At 73.5% G+C, this 15,870-nt stretch carries 15 protein-coding genes and 2 pseudogenes; 8 read left to right on the forward strand and 9 right to left on the reverse strand.

Features of this window, described 5'->3' with window-relative positions:
• Positions 1-142: 142 nt before the first annotated feature.
• The 7 genes and pseudogenes from E1265_RS20210 to E1265_RS20235 form a co-directional block, all read left to right on the forward strand.
• Positions 143-1,066, forward strand: coding sequence for an LLM class flavin-dependent oxidoreductase (locus E1265_RS20210; RefSeq protein WP_132931947.1), 924 nt, complete (start codon positions 143-145; stop codon positions 1,064-1,066).
• 110 nt (positions 1,067-1,176) lie between these two features.
• The gene (locus tag E1265_RS20215; protein ID WP_132931972.1) at positions 1,177-2,133 is read left to right on the forward strand and encodes an ABC transporter ATP-binding protein; all 957 of its coding nucleotides are present in this window, start codon (positions 1,177-1,179) and stop codon (positions 2,131-2,133) included.
• Positions 2,130-3,020 (forward strand): ABC transporter permease subunit, encoded by an 891-nt coding sequence (locus E1265_RS20220; protein ID WP_132931949.1) that lies wholly within the window; start codon positions 2,130-2,132, stop codon positions 3,018-3,020. The genes E1265_RS20215 and E1265_RS20220 overlap by 4 nt, the downstream gene beginning before the upstream one ends.
• 3 nt (positions 3,021-3,023) lie before the next feature.
• The gene (locus E1265_RS20225; protein ID WP_132931951.1) at positions 3,024-3,941 is read left to right on the forward strand and encodes an ABC transporter ATP-binding protein; all 918 of its coding nucleotides are present in this window, start codon (positions 3,024-3,026) and stop codon (positions 3,939-3,941) included.
• A gap of 14 nt (positions 3,942-3,955) precedes the next feature.
• Positions 3,956-4,678: an ABC transporter permease subunit gene (locus tag E1265_RS20230; RefSeq protein WP_132931953.1), complete on the forward strand. Its 723-nt coding sequence runs from the start codon at positions 3,956-3,958 to the stop codon at positions 4,676-4,678.
• Positions 4,679-4,745: 67 nt separating this feature from the next.
• Positions 4,746-4,865: pseudogene (locus E1265_RS39365) on the forward strand (RNA 2'-phosphotransferase); the annotation flags it as partial.
• Between the two features lie 201 nt (positions 4,866-5,066).
• Positions 5,067-5,255, forward strand: a pseudogene (locus E1265_RS20235) (RNA 2'-phosphotransferase); the annotation flags it as partial.
• Between the two features lie 78 nt (positions 5,256-5,333).
• On the opposite strand, the gene E1265_RS20240 reads toward E1265_RS20235, so the two are convergent.
• The 9 genes from E1265_RS20240 to E1265_RS20280 form a co-directional block, all read right to left on the reverse strand.
• Positions 5,334-6,188, reverse strand: a complete 855-nt coding sequence (locus E1265_RS20240) for a Cof-type HAD-IIB family hydrolase (protein ID WP_243740962.1) — start codon at positions 6,186-6,188, stop codon at positions 5,334-5,336.
• The gene (gene serS / locus E1265_RS20245) at positions 6,185-7,486 is read right to left on the reverse strand and encodes a serine--tRNA ligase (RefSeq protein ID WP_132931954.1); all 1,302 of its coding nucleotides are present in this window, start codon (positions 7,484-7,486) and stop codon (positions 6,185-6,187) included. The genes E1265_RS20240 and serS overlap by 4 nt, the downstream gene beginning before the upstream one ends.
• Before the next feature lie 486 nt (positions 7,487-7,972).
• The gene (pheA, locus tag E1265_RS20250; RefSeq protein ID WP_132931956.1) at positions 7,973-8,932 is read right to left on the reverse strand and encodes a prephenate dehydratase; all 960 of its coding nucleotides are present in this window, start codon (positions 8,930-8,932) and stop codon (positions 7,973-7,975) included.
• 82 nt (positions 8,933-9,014) lie between these two features.
• Complete coding sequence (gene efeB, locus E1265_RS20255) at positions 9,015-10,238, reverse strand: iron uptake transporter deferrochelatase/peroxidase subunit (RefSeq protein ID WP_132931958.1); 1,224 nt, start codon at positions 10,236-10,238, stop codon at positions 9,015-9,017.
• Between the two features lie 78 nt (positions 10,239-10,316).
• On the reverse strand, positions 10,317-12,317 hold the full coding sequence (locus tag E1265_RS20260; protein WP_132931960.1) for a copper resistance protein CopC: 2,001 nt from the start codon (positions 12,315-12,317) through the stop codon (positions 10,317-10,319).
• A gap of 10 nt (positions 12,318-12,327) precedes the next feature.
• Positions 12,328-12,783 (reverse strand): copper chaperone PCu(A)C, encoded by a 456-nt coding sequence (locus E1265_RS20265; RefSeq protein WP_132931962.1) that lies wholly within the window; start codon positions 12,781-12,783, stop codon positions 12,328-12,330.
• Positions 12,780-13,445 (reverse strand): SCO family protein, encoded by a 666-nt coding sequence (locus tag E1265_RS20270; protein WP_132931964.1) that lies wholly within the window; start codon positions 13,443-13,445, stop codon positions 12,780-12,782. The genes E1265_RS20265 and E1265_RS20270 overlap by 4 nt, the downstream gene beginning before the upstream one ends.
• A gap of 77 nt (positions 13,446-13,522) precedes the next feature.
• On the reverse strand, positions 13,523-14,287 hold the full coding sequence (locus tag E1265_RS20275; protein WP_132931966.1) for a YcnI family protein: 765 nt from the start codon (positions 14,285-14,287) through the stop codon (positions 13,523-13,525).
• Positions 14,288-14,514: 227 nt separating this feature from the next.
• Positions 14,515-15,288 carry a hypothetical protein gene (locus E1265_RS20280; protein WP_132931968.1) on the reverse strand — a complete coding sequence of 258 codons (774 nt, stop codon included), beginning with the start codon at positions 15,286-15,288 and terminating at the stop codon, positions 14,515-14,517.
• 220 nt (positions 15,289-15,508) lie between these two features.
• Between E1265_RS20280 and E1265_RS20285 the strand changes: the two genes are divergently transcribed.
• Positions 15,509-15,870, forward strand: a 362-nt coding sequence (locus E1265_RS20285; RefSeq protein WP_132931970.1) for an ATP-binding protein, incomplete at its 3' end; no start/stop codon positions are given.

The following is a 15,870-nucleotide window of genomic DNA, read 5'->3' on the forward strand; positions in this document are numbered from 1 at the left end:
GGGGAGGGTGTGGGCACAGTCCACCAGCATATGCAGGCACATTCGTGCGACAGCTCACTCGGATGTGCCACGCCCGGCGTGCACCCGGAACCTGTCGGGAAGCGGCGCAAGGCTGGCGCGAAAGGGCCTACGCTTGCTGCCCATGGCTGTCTCGTCGGCGCTTCCCCTGCGACTGTCCACCGTGATCCTGCCCGTGTACCGCTGGTCGACCGAGGGTCGGCGGACCTGGCAGCGCGCCGAGGAACTCGGGTTCCACACCGCGTACACCTATGATCATCTCTCCTGGCGCAGCTTCCGCGACCGCACCTGGTTCGGCGCCATACCCACGTTGACCGCCGCGGCGACCGCGACCGAGCGGCTCCGGCTCGGCACCCTGGTCACCTCGCCCAACTTCCGGCACCCGGTCACCCTGGCCAAGGAGCTGATCACCCTGGACGACGTCACCGACGGCCGGGTGACGCTGGGCATCGGCTCGGGCGGCACCGGCTTCGACGCCACCGCGCTCGGCAACGAGGCGTGGCCGCCGCGGGAGCGCGCCGACCGGTTCGCGGAGTTCGTCGGCCTGCTCGACCTGCTGCTCAGCGAGGGCGGCAGCGGCGTCTCCTACCAGGGCGACTTCTACGCGGCGCACGAGGTGCGCAACGTGCCGGGCTGCGTCCAGCGTCCCCGACTGCCCTTCGCGGTGGCCGCGACGGGGCCGCGCGGCATGCGGCTCGCCGCCCGCCACGGCCAGGCGTGGGTGACCACCGGCGACCCGACCTCGACCGGCTCCACGGCGGCCGACTTCTACCGGTCGCTGGCGCGCCAGGTCGAGCGCCTGGACGGCGTCTGCGAGGAGATCGGGCGGGAGCCGTCGACGCTCGGCCGGGTGCTGCTCGACACCAGCGCCTTCGCGCCGCGCGGCGTCTCACCGCTCGCCTCGGTCGACGCGTTCGCGGAGTACGCCGGCACCTGCGCCCAGCTCGGCTTCACCGAGGTCGTGTTGCACTGGCCCGTGCCGGACTCGGTGTTCGCCACCGACCAGGCGGTCTTCGAGCGCATCGTCACCCAGGTCACGGTCCCCTAGGGGCTCACCCGGTCGGCTTATGCACAAGGTAGGGGAAAAGAGCTACCAAAGGGGGACGCGCGCACCCGGCGCGGGGCACTAGCGTCTTACCCGTGAGCGTGACTACGAGTATGGGCACCGCCGGCCCGGCGAGCGGGGCCGGGGCGAGCGTCATCAGCACCAGGGGACTGACCAAGCGGTATCCCAAGGTCACCGCCCTCGACGGCCTCTCGGTCGACATAGGCCCGGGCGTGACGGGCCTCGTCGGGGCCAACGGCGCGGGCAAGTCGACCCTGATCAAGATCCTGCTCGGCCTCGCCCCGGCCACCGAGGGCTCCGCCCGGGTGCTGGGCCACGACGCCGAGTCGGACGGCGGGGCCATCCGCGAGCAGGTCGGGTACATGCCCGAGCACGACTGCCTCCCGCCCGACGTGTCGGCCACCGAGTTCGTGGTGCACATGGGCCGGATGTCCGGGCTGCCGCGCACCGCGGCCCGCGAGCGCACCGCGGACACGCTGCGCCACGTCGGGCTCTACGAGGAGCGGTACCGGCCCATGGGCGGCTACTCGACGGGCATGAAGCAGCGCGTCAAGCTCGCCCAGGCGCTGGTGCACGACCCGCGTCTCGTCCTGCTCGACGAGCCGACCAACGGGCTCGACCCCGCCGGCCGGGACGAGATGCTGGGCCTGATCCGCCGCATCCACACCGACTTCGGCATCTCCGTCCTCGTCACCTCGCACCTGCTCGGGGAACTCGAGCGCACCAGCGACCACATCGTCGTCATCGACGGCGGCCGGCTGCTGCGCTCCCAGACAACCGCCAGCTTCACCGAGGCCACCGCCTTGCTGGCCGTCGAGGTCACCGACTCCGACACCCACCCGGACGGCGCGTCCGCGCTGCGCGCCGCGCTGGCCGCCCGCGGTCTCGACGCGGCCCCGGCCCCCGGCCACCTGCTGCTCGTGGAGGCCGCCGCGGACGACGTCTACGACACCGTGCGGGACGCCGTGGCCGAGCTCGGCCTCGGCCTGGTGCGCATGGAGCAGCGCCGCCACCGCATCGCCGAGGTCTTCCAGGAGGCACAGCCGTGACCCCGTCCGCCGCGCAGGACGCGCGGATCCACAACATCGGCTACCGCCGCTACGAGGGCGAGCGGCTCGGCCCGAGCCAGGCGCGGCTCGCGCTCTTCTCGCACTCGCTGCGCGGCGCCTTCGGCCTCGGCCGGTCGGCCCGCTCCAAGGTGCTGCCGTTCAGCCTGTTCGCCGTGATGTGCCTGCCCGCCGTGGTGATGGTGGCCGTCGCGGCGTTCTCCGGGCTCGACGAGATGCCCATCGAGTACCAGGGGTACGGGCTGGCACTGCAGCCGATCCTCGGCCTCTACATCGCGCTCGCCGCGCCCCAGATGGTCTCCCTCGACCTGCGGTTCCGCACCATCCCGCTCTACTTCTCGCGCCCCATGACCCCCACCGACTACGTGCGGGCCAAGTTCGCGGCGCTCTCCTCGGCCCTCTTCCTCTTCGTCGCGGTCCCGCTTACCATCGCCTACGCCGGCGGCCTGCTCGCCGAGCTCGGCTTCGCCGACCAGACGCGCGGGTACCTGCTCGGCCTGGTGGCCACCGCCGTGCTCGCCGTGACGCACGCCGGCCTTGCCCTCGTGGTGGCCTCCCGCACCCCGCGGCGCGGCTTCGGCGTGGCGGCCATCATCGCGGCGCTGACCATCCCCTTCGTCGCCGTCACGGCGGTCCAGGAGATCGCCAACCAGCAGGGCGAGTCCGACGCGATCGGCTGGCTCGGTCTGTTCTCGCCCGGCACCCTGATCGACGGCCTGCAGGCCGCGTTCCTCGACGGCACCAGCGGCTTCCCCGACGAGCAGGGCCCGTCCACGGCGGCCGGCGTCGCGTACCTCATCCTCACCGTCGGTCTCGCGGCCCTGAGCTACGTGCTGCTGGTCCGCCGCTACCGGAAGGCGGGTCTGTAGGCCATGACCACCATCCACATCTCCAAGACCTCCCGCTGGTTCGGCAACGTGGTCGCGGTCAACGACGTCACCATGGACATCTCCCCCGGCGTCACCGGCCTGCTCGGGCCCAACGGCGCGGGCAAGTCGACGCTGATCCACATGATGAGCGGCTTCCTCGCGCCCTCGGCCGGCGCCGTCACGCTCGACGACAGGCCGATCTGGCGCAACCCGGAGGCATACCGGCAGATCGGCCTCGTCCCCGAGCGCGAGGGGATGTACGACTACCTGACCGGCGGCGAGTTCGTGCTGGCCAACGCCGAGCTGCACGGCCTGCCGGACCCGGGAGCGGCGGCCCGCGCCGCCCTGGAGACGGTCGAGATGACCGGCGCCGCCGACCGTCGCGTCTCCACCTACAGCAAGGGCATGCGGCAGCGCGTCAAGATGGCCTCGGCGCTGGTGCACCAGCCGTCGGTGCTGCTGCTCGACGAGCCGTTCAACGGCATGGACCCGCGGCAGCGCATGCATCTGATGGAGCTGCTCCGGCGGATGGGCGAGGAGGGGCGCACCGTGCTGTTCTCCTCCCACATCCTGGAGGAGGTCGAGCAGCTCGCCAGCCACATCGAGGTCGTCGTGGCCGGCCGGCACGCGGCCTCGGGCGACTACCGGCGGATCCGCCGGCTGATGACGGACCGGCCGCACCGCTACCTCGTCCGGTCGAGCGACGACCGGGCGCTGGCGGCGGCGCTCATAGCGGACCCGTCCACCAGCGGCATCGAGTTCGACACCGCGGAGAACGCGCTGCGGGTGCAGGCGGTGGACTTCCTCCGCTTCACCACCCGGCTCCCGCTGCTCGCCCGCGAGCACGGCGTCCGGCTGTTCACCGTCTCGCCCTCGGACGAGTCGCTGGAGAGCGTCTTCTCCTACCTGGTCAGCGCGTAAGGAGCCCGATCGCGATGTACAACCCGACCGTCGCCCGGCTCACCTACCGGGCCCTGCTCGGCCGCCGCCGCGCGCTGATCCTGAGCGCCCTGCCGGCGCTGCTGCTGGTCATCGCCGTCGCGGTGCGCCTGCTCAACGGGGCGGACGACCGCGCCGCCACCGAGATCCTCGGCGGCTTCGCGCTGGCCTCGATGGTGCCGCTGATCGGTGTGATCGCCGGCACGGGGGCGATCGCCCCGGAGATCGACGACGGCTCGATCGTCTACCTGCTCTCCAAGCCGCTCGACCGGCGCACCATCATCACCACCAAGCTGATCGTCGCCATCGGCGTCACCCTGGCCTTCACCACGATCCCGATCCTGCTGGCCGGCTTCATCCTCAACGGCAACAGCCAGACCATCGCCGGCGCCTTCGCGGTGGCCGCGGCCGTCGCCTCCGTGGCGTACAGCGCCGTGTTCCTGCTGCTCGGCACCGTCTCGAGGAACGCGGTGGTCTTCGGCCTGGTCTACGCGCTGGTCTGGGAGACGCTGTTCGGCAGCGTGGTGCCCGGCGCGCGGACGTTGAGCATCCAGCAGTGGGCGATGGCCATCGCCGAGCGGATAGCCGAGCCCGGCGCCGACATCACCTCGGAGGTCTCGCTGGGCACCGGTCTCGTGCTGCTTGCCGTGGCCACCGTGCTCGGCACCTGGTACTCGGCCAGGAGGCTGGCCGCGCTCACCATCGCCGGCGAGCGCTGAGCCGCCGGGCGGCCGCCGCCGGGCGGCCGCCCGAAGGGCCGCCGCCTGCGAGCGGCGCGGGATGCGTGTCAGCCGGGCCCAGCTGGACGAGGCGGTCGCCAGGAACGACAAGCGCCGCTTCGTTACCGACCCGACCGGCCGGCGTATCAGGGCCAGCCGGGGTCACACCATCCCGGTGGCTCTGGGGCCTGTCTTCCGGATCTTCGCGGGCTCGCGACGAGCCCCCAGGCATTTCGGCTGGCCGCGTTGCCTGGCGCCGCGCGGTGCCGATATGCGGCTCCGCAGCGTGGGGCATATCGACGCCGCGCGCGAGTACGGGTGAGTTCGAGCCGCGCTGCTGTCGATATGCGGCTCCGCCGCGTGGGGCGGAGGGCCTGCGCCCGATGGCCGTCAGCACGTGCACCCGTCGCCCGACCGGGAGACCACCACCCGGGTCGGGGCCAAGCGCGGCCGGCCCGTGGTGCTCTCGGTCGACGCGGGCGCGATGCACGCCGCCGGCCACCTGTTCTGGCGCAGCGACAACGGGGTGTGGCTCACGGAGGCCGTGCCGGTCGCCTTCCTCCGCTTCCCGGGCTGAGCCCAACGAGTCCCACCGTGCGGCTAGTTATACACAGGCTGTGGATAACTAGCCGGCGTGAGGAGCCTGTTGGGGTGGTCAGCCGTCGGCCGGCTGGTCGAGCAGCGGCTCGAGGACGAGCGCGATGCCGTCCTCGTCGTTGCCCGCGGTGACCTCGTCGGCCCTGGCCCTGACGTCCGGGTGCGCCCCCGCCATGGCGACGCTGTGCGCGGCCCAGTCGAACATCGGGAGGTCGTTCGGCATGTCGCCGAAGGCGATCGTCTCCGAGCCCTTCGCGCCGAGCCGGCGCGCGGCGAGCGAGAGGCCGGTCGCCTTGGTGAGGCCGAGCGGCAGCATCTCCACCAGCCGCTCCCCCGAGACGACGAAGCCCACCGCGTCCCCCAGCTCGTCGAGCGCCGCCGCGGTCAGCTCGTCGTCCGTCATCGCCGGGTGGTGCAGGTAGAGCTTGATGACCGGCTCGGCGAAGATCTCGGCGCGTGCCGCGGCCCGCACCGGGAGCGGGTTGCCGTCGCCGTGGGTGCCGTAGGTGCTGCCCACCGTCTCGTGGAAGCCGTCCTCCATCACCACCTGGCCGTCGAGGCCGTCCCGGTTGGCGGCGATGTGCAGCGGCCCCAACGTCTTCTCAAGACGCGCCACGGCGGCGCGCGCCAGCTCGCGGTCCAGGGTGACGGAGGTCAGCAGCCGGTGCTCCCCCGCGTGGTAGAGCTGTGCGCCCTGGCCGCAGACCGCGAGGCCCAGGTAGCCGAGGTCGTCGAGGATGTGCCGGGTCCAGGCGACGCTGCGGCCGGTGACGACGATGTGCTCGGCCCCGGCGGCCTGCGCGGCGGTGAGCGCCGCGCGGGTCCGGGGGGAGATCGTCTCGTCGCTACGGAGCAGCGTGCCGTCGAGGTCGGTGGCGACCAGCCGGTAGGGGAAGGTGGTCGGCAGGGTCACCGTGCCGCCCCCGCGGCCGGCTTGGCGACCGGTTCGAACAGCTCACGCCCCGCCAGGTAGGGCCGCAGCGCCTCGGGCACCCGCACCGAGCCGTCCGCCTGCTGATGGTTCTCGAGCAGTGCGACGATGGTGCGCGGCACGGCGCACAGCGTGCCGTTGAGGGTGGCGAGCGGGCGCACCCCGGCGTCCTTGGTCCGCACCCTGATGCCCAGCCTGCGCGCCTGGAACTCGGTGCAGTTGGACGTGGAGGTCAGCTCCCGGTACCTGCCCTGGGTGGGGATCCACGCCTCGCAGTCGAACTTGCGCGAGGCGGAGGCGCCCAGGTCGCCGCTCGCCACGTCGATGACGCGGAACGGCAGTTCGAGCGCGGTGAGCCACTGCTTCTCCCACTCCAGCAGCCTGGCCAGCTCCGCCTCGGCGTCCTCCGGCGCGACGTAGGAGAACATCTCCACCTTGTCGAACTGGTGGACCCGGAAGATGCCCCTGGTGTCTTTGCCGTAGGAGCCGGCCTCGCGGCGGAAGCAGGGCGAGAAGCCGGCGTAGCGCAGCGGCAGCTCGCCGGCGTCCAGGATCTCGTCCATGTGGTAGGCGGCGAGCGGCACCTCGGAGGTGCCGACCAGGTAGAAGTCGTCCTTCTCCAGGCGGTACACGTCCTGCGCGGCCTGGCCGAGGAAGCCGGTGCCCTCCATGGCGCGGGGCTTGACCAGCGCCGGGGTCAGCATCGGGACGAAGCCGGCCTCGGTCGCCAGCGCGATCGCCGCGTTGACCAGGGCCAGCTCGAGCAGCGCGCCCACGCCGGTCAGGTAGTAGAAGCGGGATCCCGAGACCTTGGCGCCGCGCTCGGTGTCGATGGCGCCGAGCGTCTGGCCGAGCTCCAGGTGGTCCCTGGGCTCGAAGCCCTCGGCCGTGAAGTCGCGGATGGTGCCGTGCGTCTCGCGCACCACGAAGTCGTCCTCGCCGCCGACCGGCACGTCGGGGTGGACGACGTTGCCGAGCCGCAGCAGCAGCTCCTGGGCCTCGGCCGCGGCCTCGTCGCGCTCGGCGTCGGCCGCCTTGACCGCGGCGGCCAGCTCGCCGGCGCGGGCCAGCAGCTCGGCCTTCTCCTCTCCGGCGGCCCGGGAGACGCGCTTGCCGAGCTGCTTCTGCTCGGCGCGCAGCTCGTCGAAGCGGGAACTGGACGACCTGCGCCGCTCGTCGGCGGAGAGCAGCGCGTCGACGAGGTCGACGTCCTCTCCACGGGCGCGCTGGGAGGCGCGCACTCGGTCCGGTTCCTCGCGAAGCAGCCGTAGGTCAATCACGGCACCAGGCTACCGGGGGCGGTCCTTGGCGCTGAATCCGAATTCGGGGATGCCGGCGCGCCGCGACGCCCGATGAGGCTTTTGCCTGTTTTGCCGGAAATCCAGTGAAATCCGGCGAAAGGTGAGGTTGTGGAAATCCACAGGTCAGCGGGTCGTCCACCGGGTTATCCACAGGGGTGGACGCGGCCCTGTGGATAACCGGACGGCCTCCTGGGGGCTCCTGGCGTGGGGTCGTAGAATTCCCCGCTCAAACCCCGCTCACACTCTCTTACGGGGGAAATTGAAGAGAATTTCCTCACTCGCCGGAGGGGCGCCGGTCGTTTTGGGTGACGAAAAGGGATTCGGCGGGCTGTGGACGGCTTGGCGCACCTCGGGGCGATATGTCGATGATGTCCGATTGGTCGTGTCGACTTATGCACAGGCACGGAGGGTGCCCTGTGGATAACTCGTGGATAACCCACCGGGCACCCACCGGACACCCGGCCTTCAGCGCTCCGACGCCGTACGCCCCGCGCCGCCCGGCCGGCCGTCGAGGCACCGGGTCAGCCAGTCGGCCGCCGAGAGGAAGTCGTCGTCCGTCGTGCCGGCGCGCACGGTCGGCTCCACGTGGTCGGCGCGCGGATACGAGCCGAGGAAGCGCACATCGGAGCAGAGCCGCCTGAGCCCCATCAGCGCGTCGCCCACACGCCGGTCCGAGATGTGCCCCTCGCAGTCCACGGAGAAGCAGTACTGCCCGATCCCCTTGCCGGTGGGCCGGGACTCGATCCGCGTCAGGTTCACGCCGCGCGCCGCGTACTCCTGGAGCACCTCGAGCAGCGCGCCAGGATGGTCGGCGCGCAGCCACAGCACCACCGAGGTCTTGTCGGCGCCGGTGCTCGCCGCCGGTCGCGCCGGCCGACCCACGAGCACGAACCGGGTGGTGGCGTTGTGCGCGTCGTGGATGTCGGTCACCAGCGGCTCGAGCCCGTAGATCGCGGCCGCGAACTCGCCGGCGAACGCCGCGTCGTACCGGCCCTCCTGCACCAGCCGCGCGCCGTCCGCGTTGGACGCCGCCGACTCCCACTGCGCCTCCGGCAGGAAACGCCTGAGCCAGTCCCGCACCTGCGGCTGGGCGACCGGGTGCCCGGTGACCGTCTTGATCGACTCGATGCTCGTGCCCGGCCTGACCAGCAGCGCGAACGCGATGGGCAGCAGCACCTCGCGGTAGATCATCAGCGGCTCGCCGGACGCCAGCTCGTCCACCGTGGCCAGCACGCCGCCCTCCACCGAGTTCTCGATGGGCACGAGCGCGCCCGCCGCCTCCCCGGAGCGCACCGCGTCCAGGGCCGCCGGCACGGAGATCATCGGTACGAGCTCGCGGGTGGCCGCTTCCGGCAGGGTGCGGAGCGCGGCTTCGGTGAAGGTGCCCTCGGGGCCCAGGTAGGTGTAGCGACTCGCTGCTGTCATGACGCCACGGTAGCCGCGGCGCGCGGGCGCCCGCGTCGCGGTATCAGCCTTCGAACGTTCACCCCGCCCGCCGGCCACCGGGTCAGCCCTCGAGCAGCCGCTGGCCGACGTACTCGCCCTCGGCGGCCCCGCCAGGCACCGCGAACAGCGCGCTCGCCTCGTGCCTGATGAACGTCGAGAGCGCGTCGCCGCGGTCCAGCTTGCGCTGCACCGGCACGAAGCCGCGCAGCGGATCGGCCTGCCAGCAGACGAACAGCAGCCCCGCGTCCGGGCTGCCGTCGTCCAGGAACCCGTCGTGGAAGGAGAAGGGGCGGCGGAGCATCGCCGCGCCGCCGTTGGTCTCGGGCGCGCTGACCCGAACGTGAGCGTTGGCGGCGATCACCGGGCTGCCGTCCGCCTCGGCCGCCTCCAGGTCGACGGGGGTGGTCTCGTCGCCCCCGGTGAGCGGGGCGCCGTCGGACTTACGGCGCCCGATCACCCGCTCTTGCTCGGCCTCGCTCCGCCGCTCCCAGTCGTCGAGCAGCATCCGGATCCGGCGGACCACGACGTAGGAGCCGCCGGCCATCCAGCCGGGGGCGCCGTCCTCGGGCACGAAGACCCGCTGGTCGAAGTCGTCGTCCGTGGGCCTGGGGTTGTTGGTGCCGTCGATCTGCCCCATCAGGTTGCGGCTGGTCATGGGGCGGGCGGTGGCGCCGGGGCTGCGGTTGAAGCCCGTCATCTGCCAGCGGACGGCCGCGGTGCCCGCCGCCGCGCGCTGCAGCGCGCGCAGCGCGTGGAAGGCGACGAGCGCGTCGTCGGCGCCGATCTGGAGCCACAGGTCGCCGTCCGATCGCGCCGGGTCAAGGGCGTCGTTGGAGAAGACGGGCAGCGGGTCGAGGGCGGCGGGGCGGGCGTCGGCGAGGCCGGTGGCGTCGAAGAAGCCGTGGCCGAGGCCGATGGTGACGGTGAGGGAGGCGGGCCCTGCGTCCCGGGCGACGGCGGTGTCGTCCACCGGCGTCTCGCCGGCCATCAGCCGGGCGGCGAGTGTGGACCAGCGGCGCAGCAGGTTGGCGGCCTCACGGCGGCCGGCGTCGCGGGCGAGGTCGAGGGCGACGAGGTGGCCGTGGGTCTGGGCCGGCGTGGTGATGCCGGGCTGGTGGGTGCCGTGGAACGGGACGGCGGTGGCACCGAGGGTGGTGAGGGCCGGTTCGCCCGGGGCGGCGACGGCGGCGTGCGCGACGGCGCCGCCGGCGGTGCCGAGCGCGAGGCCCGCGGCGCCCGCGGTGCCGGCGGTGGTGAGCAGGCGGCGGCGGGAGATGTCAGTCATGGTCTGCCACTGGTTGGTCGGGGTTGGCTCGGGTTGGCTCGGGTTGGCTCGGTTGGCTCGGGTGGACTCTGGGTGGGCTCAGTCGATGGTGAACGAGGTGGTCTCGGTCACCTGGTCGATGTCGGAGGTACGGATGGTCAGGGCCAGCTCCCAGGTGCCGGGGCGGGGCAGTTGGAGGTCGGTGACGGTCCAGTGGCCGACGTCGACGTGCAGGGGATCGTGGCGCAGCGGGCCGATGTCCTCGGCCGGCAGGGTCAGGGCGAGCCGGACCTCGTCGGCCGTGGTGGGCAGGCCCTCGGGGTCGGTGAGACGGATGTGCAGGGTGTTGTCGCCGGCGCGGGCCGGTGAGAGGTCGATCGTGGCCTGGCCGCTGCCGTCCTCGCCGCCGGTGTCGTAGGGGAGGGAGAGCGACAGGGGTTCGCCGGCCGGCCGGTCCGCCGCGCCGCCGCCGGCCGTGTCGGCCGCCGCCTCGGTGGCCGCGGTGTGGGCCGGGGTGGTCGCGGTGAGCGCGGTCGTGACGCCGAGCAGCACGGCGGCGATCGCCGCCTCGGCCAGCATGGAGCGCCGCAGCCCTGAGCGGACGGGGTCGGCGTCGCGGGCGCGGAGGCGGGCGGCGCGCTCGATGGCGGCGCGCTGTCTGGCGAGCTGTCTGGCCCGCGCCGGGTCGGTGCCGTCGGCGACCTCGCCGCCGTTCTCGCCGCCGACCGCGCCGCCCACCGGGACGGTCTCGGGGGCGGCCTCGGGGGCGGTGTCCGCCGGCTCGGCCGGGTCGGCCAGCCGGGCCGTCCAACGCCGGGAGGCCACGGCGACCGCCAGCACCACGGCGACCAGCGCGACCTTCAGCATCAGCAGGCGCCCGTAGGAGGTGTCGGTGAGCGCCGTCCAGGACAGGCCGACCTGCCGCCAGGACTGGTAGAGCCCGGTGACGGCGAGCGCGGCGACGCTGCCGGTGGCCAGCGCCGAGTAGCGGCGGACGGCGGCCCGCGGCGGCCCGCCCGACGTGCGGTGCAGGAGGACGAGCAGGGTGACGAGGCCGCCGAGCCAAATGGCGACGGCCAGCAGGTGGACGACGTCGGCGGGGATGGCCAGGGCGGTCTGCCGCCCGGTCGCGGCGTGTTCCGAGGTGGCCCAGGTGGCGGCGATGCCGACGGCGATGATGGTGCCGCCGATGCCGAGGCCGAACGTGAGGTCGCGCAGCCGGACGGCGCGGTACTCGGCGTCCGCCCCGTGCTCCTCGTCCTCCGGGTCGGCTGCCGGCCGCTCCCGCTCGGCGGCGCGCAGCCTGGCGTAGGAGCCGTAGAGCAGCGCGATGAAGAGACCGGCCGCCGCGGCGAGCAGCAGCCGGGTGACGAGCGCGGTGCCGGTCCTGGTGGCGACGACGTCCCGCAGCCTGGTGGGGTCGAGGGCGTCGGCCAGTTCGCCGGATCCCGTGTAGGGGATGCGCAGCCACAGCAGCGCGATGGTGGCGCCGGTCAGCACGATCCAGCCGGCCAGGGTCACTCGCTGCACGGACCGGCGGGCGGCGGCGGCCGGCCAGCACACCAGCACGAAGACGCAGGAGCCGACGAGGAGCAGGAAGCCGGTGTAGGCGGCGTAGCGCCCGATGTCGTACAGCAGTCCGACGAGCCCGTCGTCGCCGCTCACGGTCACGCCGGCCGGGTCGACCGAGGTCTCGGACGGTGCGCCGATGGAGAAGGTGAAGGCGCCGGAGACGGGGTGGCTGTCGGCCGAGACGACCTGCCAGGCCACGGTGTACGTGCCGTCGGCGAGGCCGGGGCGCAGCGCCACCGCGTGGTCGCGTCCTGATCCGGTGGGTTCGCCGGTGTCGGCGCGCTCGCCGTCGGGGGCCAGGACGCGAATGGCGTCCGGCGCGAGCGAGACGCCCTCGGTGAAGGTGAGGGACACCTCGTCGGGGGCCGTGGCGACCACCTCCCCGTCCCCCGGCGTGCTGTCGTCGAGCGCCGCGTGGGCCGCGGCGGGGCCGGCGCCGGCGAGCAGGCCGGCGAGCGCGGCGACCGTGGCCAGGGCGCCGAGCAGCAGCGTGACGAGGGGGCGGGGAAGGGTGGTCGTGGCTCTCATGACGCAGGTGTCACTCCCCGGTGTGGGTGGCCGACTCGACCGGCACGTCGACGGTGATGGGGTCCGAGGTCTCGAAGCGCAGTTCGAGGCTCACGGTCTCGCCTTCGACGAGCCGGCGGGAGAGGTCGAGCAACATCACGTGGTTGCCGCCGCGGGCGAGGTCGAGTTCGCCGCCCGCCGGCACGGGCAGCGAGTCGACCTGGCGCATCTGGTTGTCCACGGTCTCGTGGATCTCGACCGTGCCGGCCGCGTCGCTGCTCACCGAGACGAGGGTGTCGTCCGCGTCGCCGGTGTTCTCTATGGTCAGGAAGGCGCCGGCGACCTCCTGGGTGGGTGGCTGCGGCACGTAGGCGCCGGTCGCCCGCAGCGCGGGCCGCGCCTCGTCGCCTTCGCCGCCCGAGCAGGCGACGAGGCCGAGCGCCAGCGCGCCGGCGAGGGCGGCCGTCGCCGCCGACCCGCGGGTCACGGCAGTTCCCCCTCGATCAGGCCCGGGAGGTCGCGCGCGAAGGTGTCGCTGGTGACGCCCTCGGTGTAGACGACGTGCGCCCGGTCGTCAGTGGGCAGGAAGGCGATCACCTGGGTGCCGTGGGTGGAGATGATGTCGCCGTTCTCGTCCTCGGTCGACGGCTCGATGTGGACGCCGAGCGAGCGGGCGGCCTCCTGGATCGTCGCGAAGTCGCCAGTGAGCCCGGTGAAGTCGGGGCCCTGGGCCTCGAGCCACGGCCCCAGCGACTCCGGGGTGTCGCGCTCCGGGTCGGTGGTGACGAAGACGACGTCCAGCTGGGCGCGCTGTTCTTCGGTCAGGCCGGCACTCGCGATGCCGATGTTGCTCATGGTGAGCGGGCAGATGTCGGGGCAGTGGGTGTAGCCGAAGTAGAGGAGGGTGGCCCGGCCCGCCGTGCGTTCGACGAAGTCGTACTCCTCGCCGTTGGTGTCGGTGAGCACGAGCTCCGGCTTGTCGAAGGGGGCGTCGAGGACGGTGCCCTCGTCCGCGGCGTGGGCGCTGCGGACCTCGGCGGCGGCCTCGTCGCCGTCGCCGTCGCCGCCGGCCGGGTCGCCGCCGCAGGCTGCCAGGACGAGCGTGGCCGCGAGGGCCGCGGCGGTGGTGCTGATCTTGCGCAGGTGCATCGAGTGTTCCTGGTGTGGTGGTCGTGGCGCGGGGCGGAGGAGGCTCCGCCCCGCGTGGTCTCACGGGTTACGGACGGTCAGGAGGCGGCGGTCGGGTCGCCGTCTTCGGCGGCGTTCCGGCGGCGGCCGGCGAGGACGCCGAAGGCGACGCCGGCGATGCCGACCGCGATGCCGACGCCGGCCAGTACCCGGGCCGTGGTGTCGGTGGTCGCCTCGTCAGCCGCCTGCTCGGCGTCGTGCGCCGCCTCGTCGGCGGACTCGGCGTCCGCGCCCGTGTCCGCGCCTGACTCGGCGCCGTGGTGGCCGCCCTCGCTTGGGGTGAGCGCCAGGACCGGGGCCGGGTTCTCCGGCTCGACGCCGTCGTCGGTCGGCTCCTCGATCCAGCGCGCGACCTCGCCGTCGTCGTAGGTCTGGACGGCCTTGAACAGCAGCTGGTCGACGTCCTCGGGCAGCGGGCCCACGGAGATCGGGAACTGCTGGAACATCCCGGGCTCGATCTCGCCCCCGGTCCAGATGATGGTGGTGGGCGCCTCGGTGACCTGGCTGCCATGCAGCTCGATCGGCTCGTCGAGCTCGGCCGTCTGGACCTCGACGTCCCAGCCGGGGACCGGCTGCGGCCGCACGGAGGCGAGCGGGTGCTCGGGGTCGAGGTGGATCTCGAGCCTGGTGGTCGAGGCGGTGTCGCTCTCGTTGGGCACCCGGAGGTTGAGGACGGCGTAACCGCCCTGCTCGGCCTCGCTCGGGTCGACGGTGACATGGGCCTGGGCGGCGGGGGTGGCGACGGTCAGGAGGACGGCCGCGGCGCCGATCGCCGAGCAGGCGGCCATGCGCGTGCGCTTCATGAGCACTCCACGGTGAGCCCCGCGCCACGTGGACGCGGAGACGGAAGGAAGGGATGCGGAAGGAAGGGATGCGGAAGGAAGGGATGCGGAAGGAAGGGATGCGGAAGGAAGGGATACGGAAGGAAGGGATACGGAAGACAGGCGGGGACCGGGGGCGCGCGGCGCGCGTGGGCGGCCTCGGGCGCACGGCGCCGCCGCACCCCTGCCCGGTCTTCCCGGGGAGTGCGTCAGGCCGCGAGCGCCAGTTCCGCCGCGCCCCCGGCGCGCGGCGGGCCGCGCCTGGTCAGGGCGGGCGGCAGCGCGATGCCGGCGACGGCGGGGTGCGGGCGGTCTCCGGGGCGCGGGCGGCGCGCGGCGGGCGGCCGCGGCAGCGCGCCGGCGCGGAGCAGCCGCGCGAGGCGCAGCGCCCGCCTGAGCGGCGGGGCCAGCACGTCGAGGACGTCGAGCGCGGCGCCGTCGAACCGGGCGAGGCGGAGCAGCCGCCACAGCGCGTGTTCGCCGCGGCGCAGGAGCCAACCGGCGAATACGGCGGCCACCAGGTGGCCGAGCAGCATGGGCCAGGACGGCAGCCAGTCGTGGGCCGCGGCCGCGCCGCCCGGGTGCGCGTCGGGACGGAGGCCGGCGGCGGAGACGATCCGCGTCGCCCTGGCCTCGGTGAGCGCCATGAGCTGGTCGTTGCAGAGCAGCCGCCTGGCCTGCTCGACGGCGCTCCCGCCGCCCGAGTGGCCGCCGCTGGCGGCCGAGCCGTGTTGGCCGAGGCCGTAGAGGGCGTGCAGGGCGAGCTGCCCGGCGGCGAGCGTGGCGGCGAAGGCGGGCGTGGAGCGGCGCTCGCGGCCGGCGAGCGGCACGGCGAGCGCGAAGGCGGCGAGCCAGCCGGCGGCAAGCGCCCAGCCGGCCACCCCGGGGCCGCCGGCCGAGAGGTGACCGGCCGCGGCCAGCGTCGCGCAGGCCGCGGCGAAGACCGCGGCTCGCAGCAGTCGCAGATCGGCTCCGGCACGCATGGCGGCGTCATCATCTCACCGGCCCCGCCGCCGCCCGGGCGCGGGGGCCGGATTCTCGCACGCGAGTACGTACCTTCACTCGTGCCGAGGTGTCGCTATATCCATGCTTGTGTCCTGATACATCCGCCGAACGGGGGGTGTTGGACCGGGACCGCGCTTACCTGTGGTGCCGGTAGGCAATACCTACAGATATGTCGAGCCGCGGCCAGGAGGCTGGAGCATGAGCATCTGGTGGTCTCTCCAACTGCGCCGGGAGGCGGCCAGCGTCCCGCTGGCCCGGCGCCTGCTGCTCGGCGCGATGGAGACGGCTGGGGTGGACGCCGACATCTCCCACGAGCTCTCGGTCGCCCTCTCCGAGGCCTGCGCCAACGCCGTTCAGCACGGCGGCGACCGATCCGAGGTCTACCGGGTGACCGCCTCGATCCTGGGCGACATGTGCCGCATCGAGGTCACCGACTGCGGCCCAGGCTTCCCCGACGACGCCGCCGTCCCGAGGGCCGAGCCCCGCGAGCTGCTGCCCGGCGGGCGCGGCCTGCGGCTGATCGAGGCCCTCTCTGACCGCCTGCGCATCGGCAACCAGCC

This window comes from Streptomyces sp. 8K308, assembly GCF_004348315.1.
GTDB lineage: Bacteria > Actinomycetota > Actinomycetes > Streptomycetales > Streptomycetaceae > Streptomyces.

What these genes read in the sequence shown, in the direction of transcription:
- E1265_RS20210 (WP_132931947.1), top strand. Translation starts at nt 143, where the DNA reads ATGGCTGTCTCGTCGGCGCTTCCCCTGCGACTGTCCACCGTGATCCTG.
- E1265_RS20215 (WP_132931972.1), top strand. Translation starts at nt 1,177, where the DNA reads ATGGGCACCGCCGGCCCGGCGAGCGGGGCCGGGGCGAGCGTCATCAGC.
- E1265_RS20225 (WP_132931951.1), top strand. Translation starts at nt 3,024, where the DNA reads ATGACCACCATCCACATCTCCAAGACCTCCCGCTGGTTCGGCAACGTG.
- E1265_RS20230 (WP_132931953.1), top strand. Translation starts at nt 3,956, where the DNA reads ATGTACAACCCGACCGTCGCCCGGCTCACCTACCGGGCCCTGCTCGGC.
- pheA (WP_132931956.1), bottom strand. Translation starts at nt 8,932, where the DNA reads ATGACAGCAGCGAGTCGCTACACCTACCTGGGCCCCGAGGGCACCTTC.
- efeB (WP_132931958.1), bottom strand. Translation starts at nt 10,238, where the DNA reads ATGACTGACATCTCCCGCCGCCGCCTGCTCACCACCGCCGGCACCGCG.
- E1265_RS20260 (WP_132931960.1), bottom strand. Translation starts at nt 12,317, where the DNA reads ATGAGAGCCACGACCACCCTTCCCCGCCCCCTCGTCACGCTGCTGCTC.
- E1265_RS20270 (WP_132931964.1), bottom strand. Translation starts at nt 13,445, where the DNA reads ATGCACCTGCGCAAGATCAGCACCACCGCCGCGGCCCTCGCGGCCACG.
- E1265_RS20275 (WP_132931966.1), bottom strand. Translation starts at nt 14,287, where the DNA reads ATGAAGCGCACGCGCATGGCCGCCTGCTCGGCGATCGGCGCCGCGGCC.
- E1265_RS20280 (WP_132931968.1), bottom strand. Translation starts at nt 15,288, where the DNA reads ATGCGTGCCGGAGCCGATCTGCGACTGCTGCGAGCCGCGGTCTTCGCC.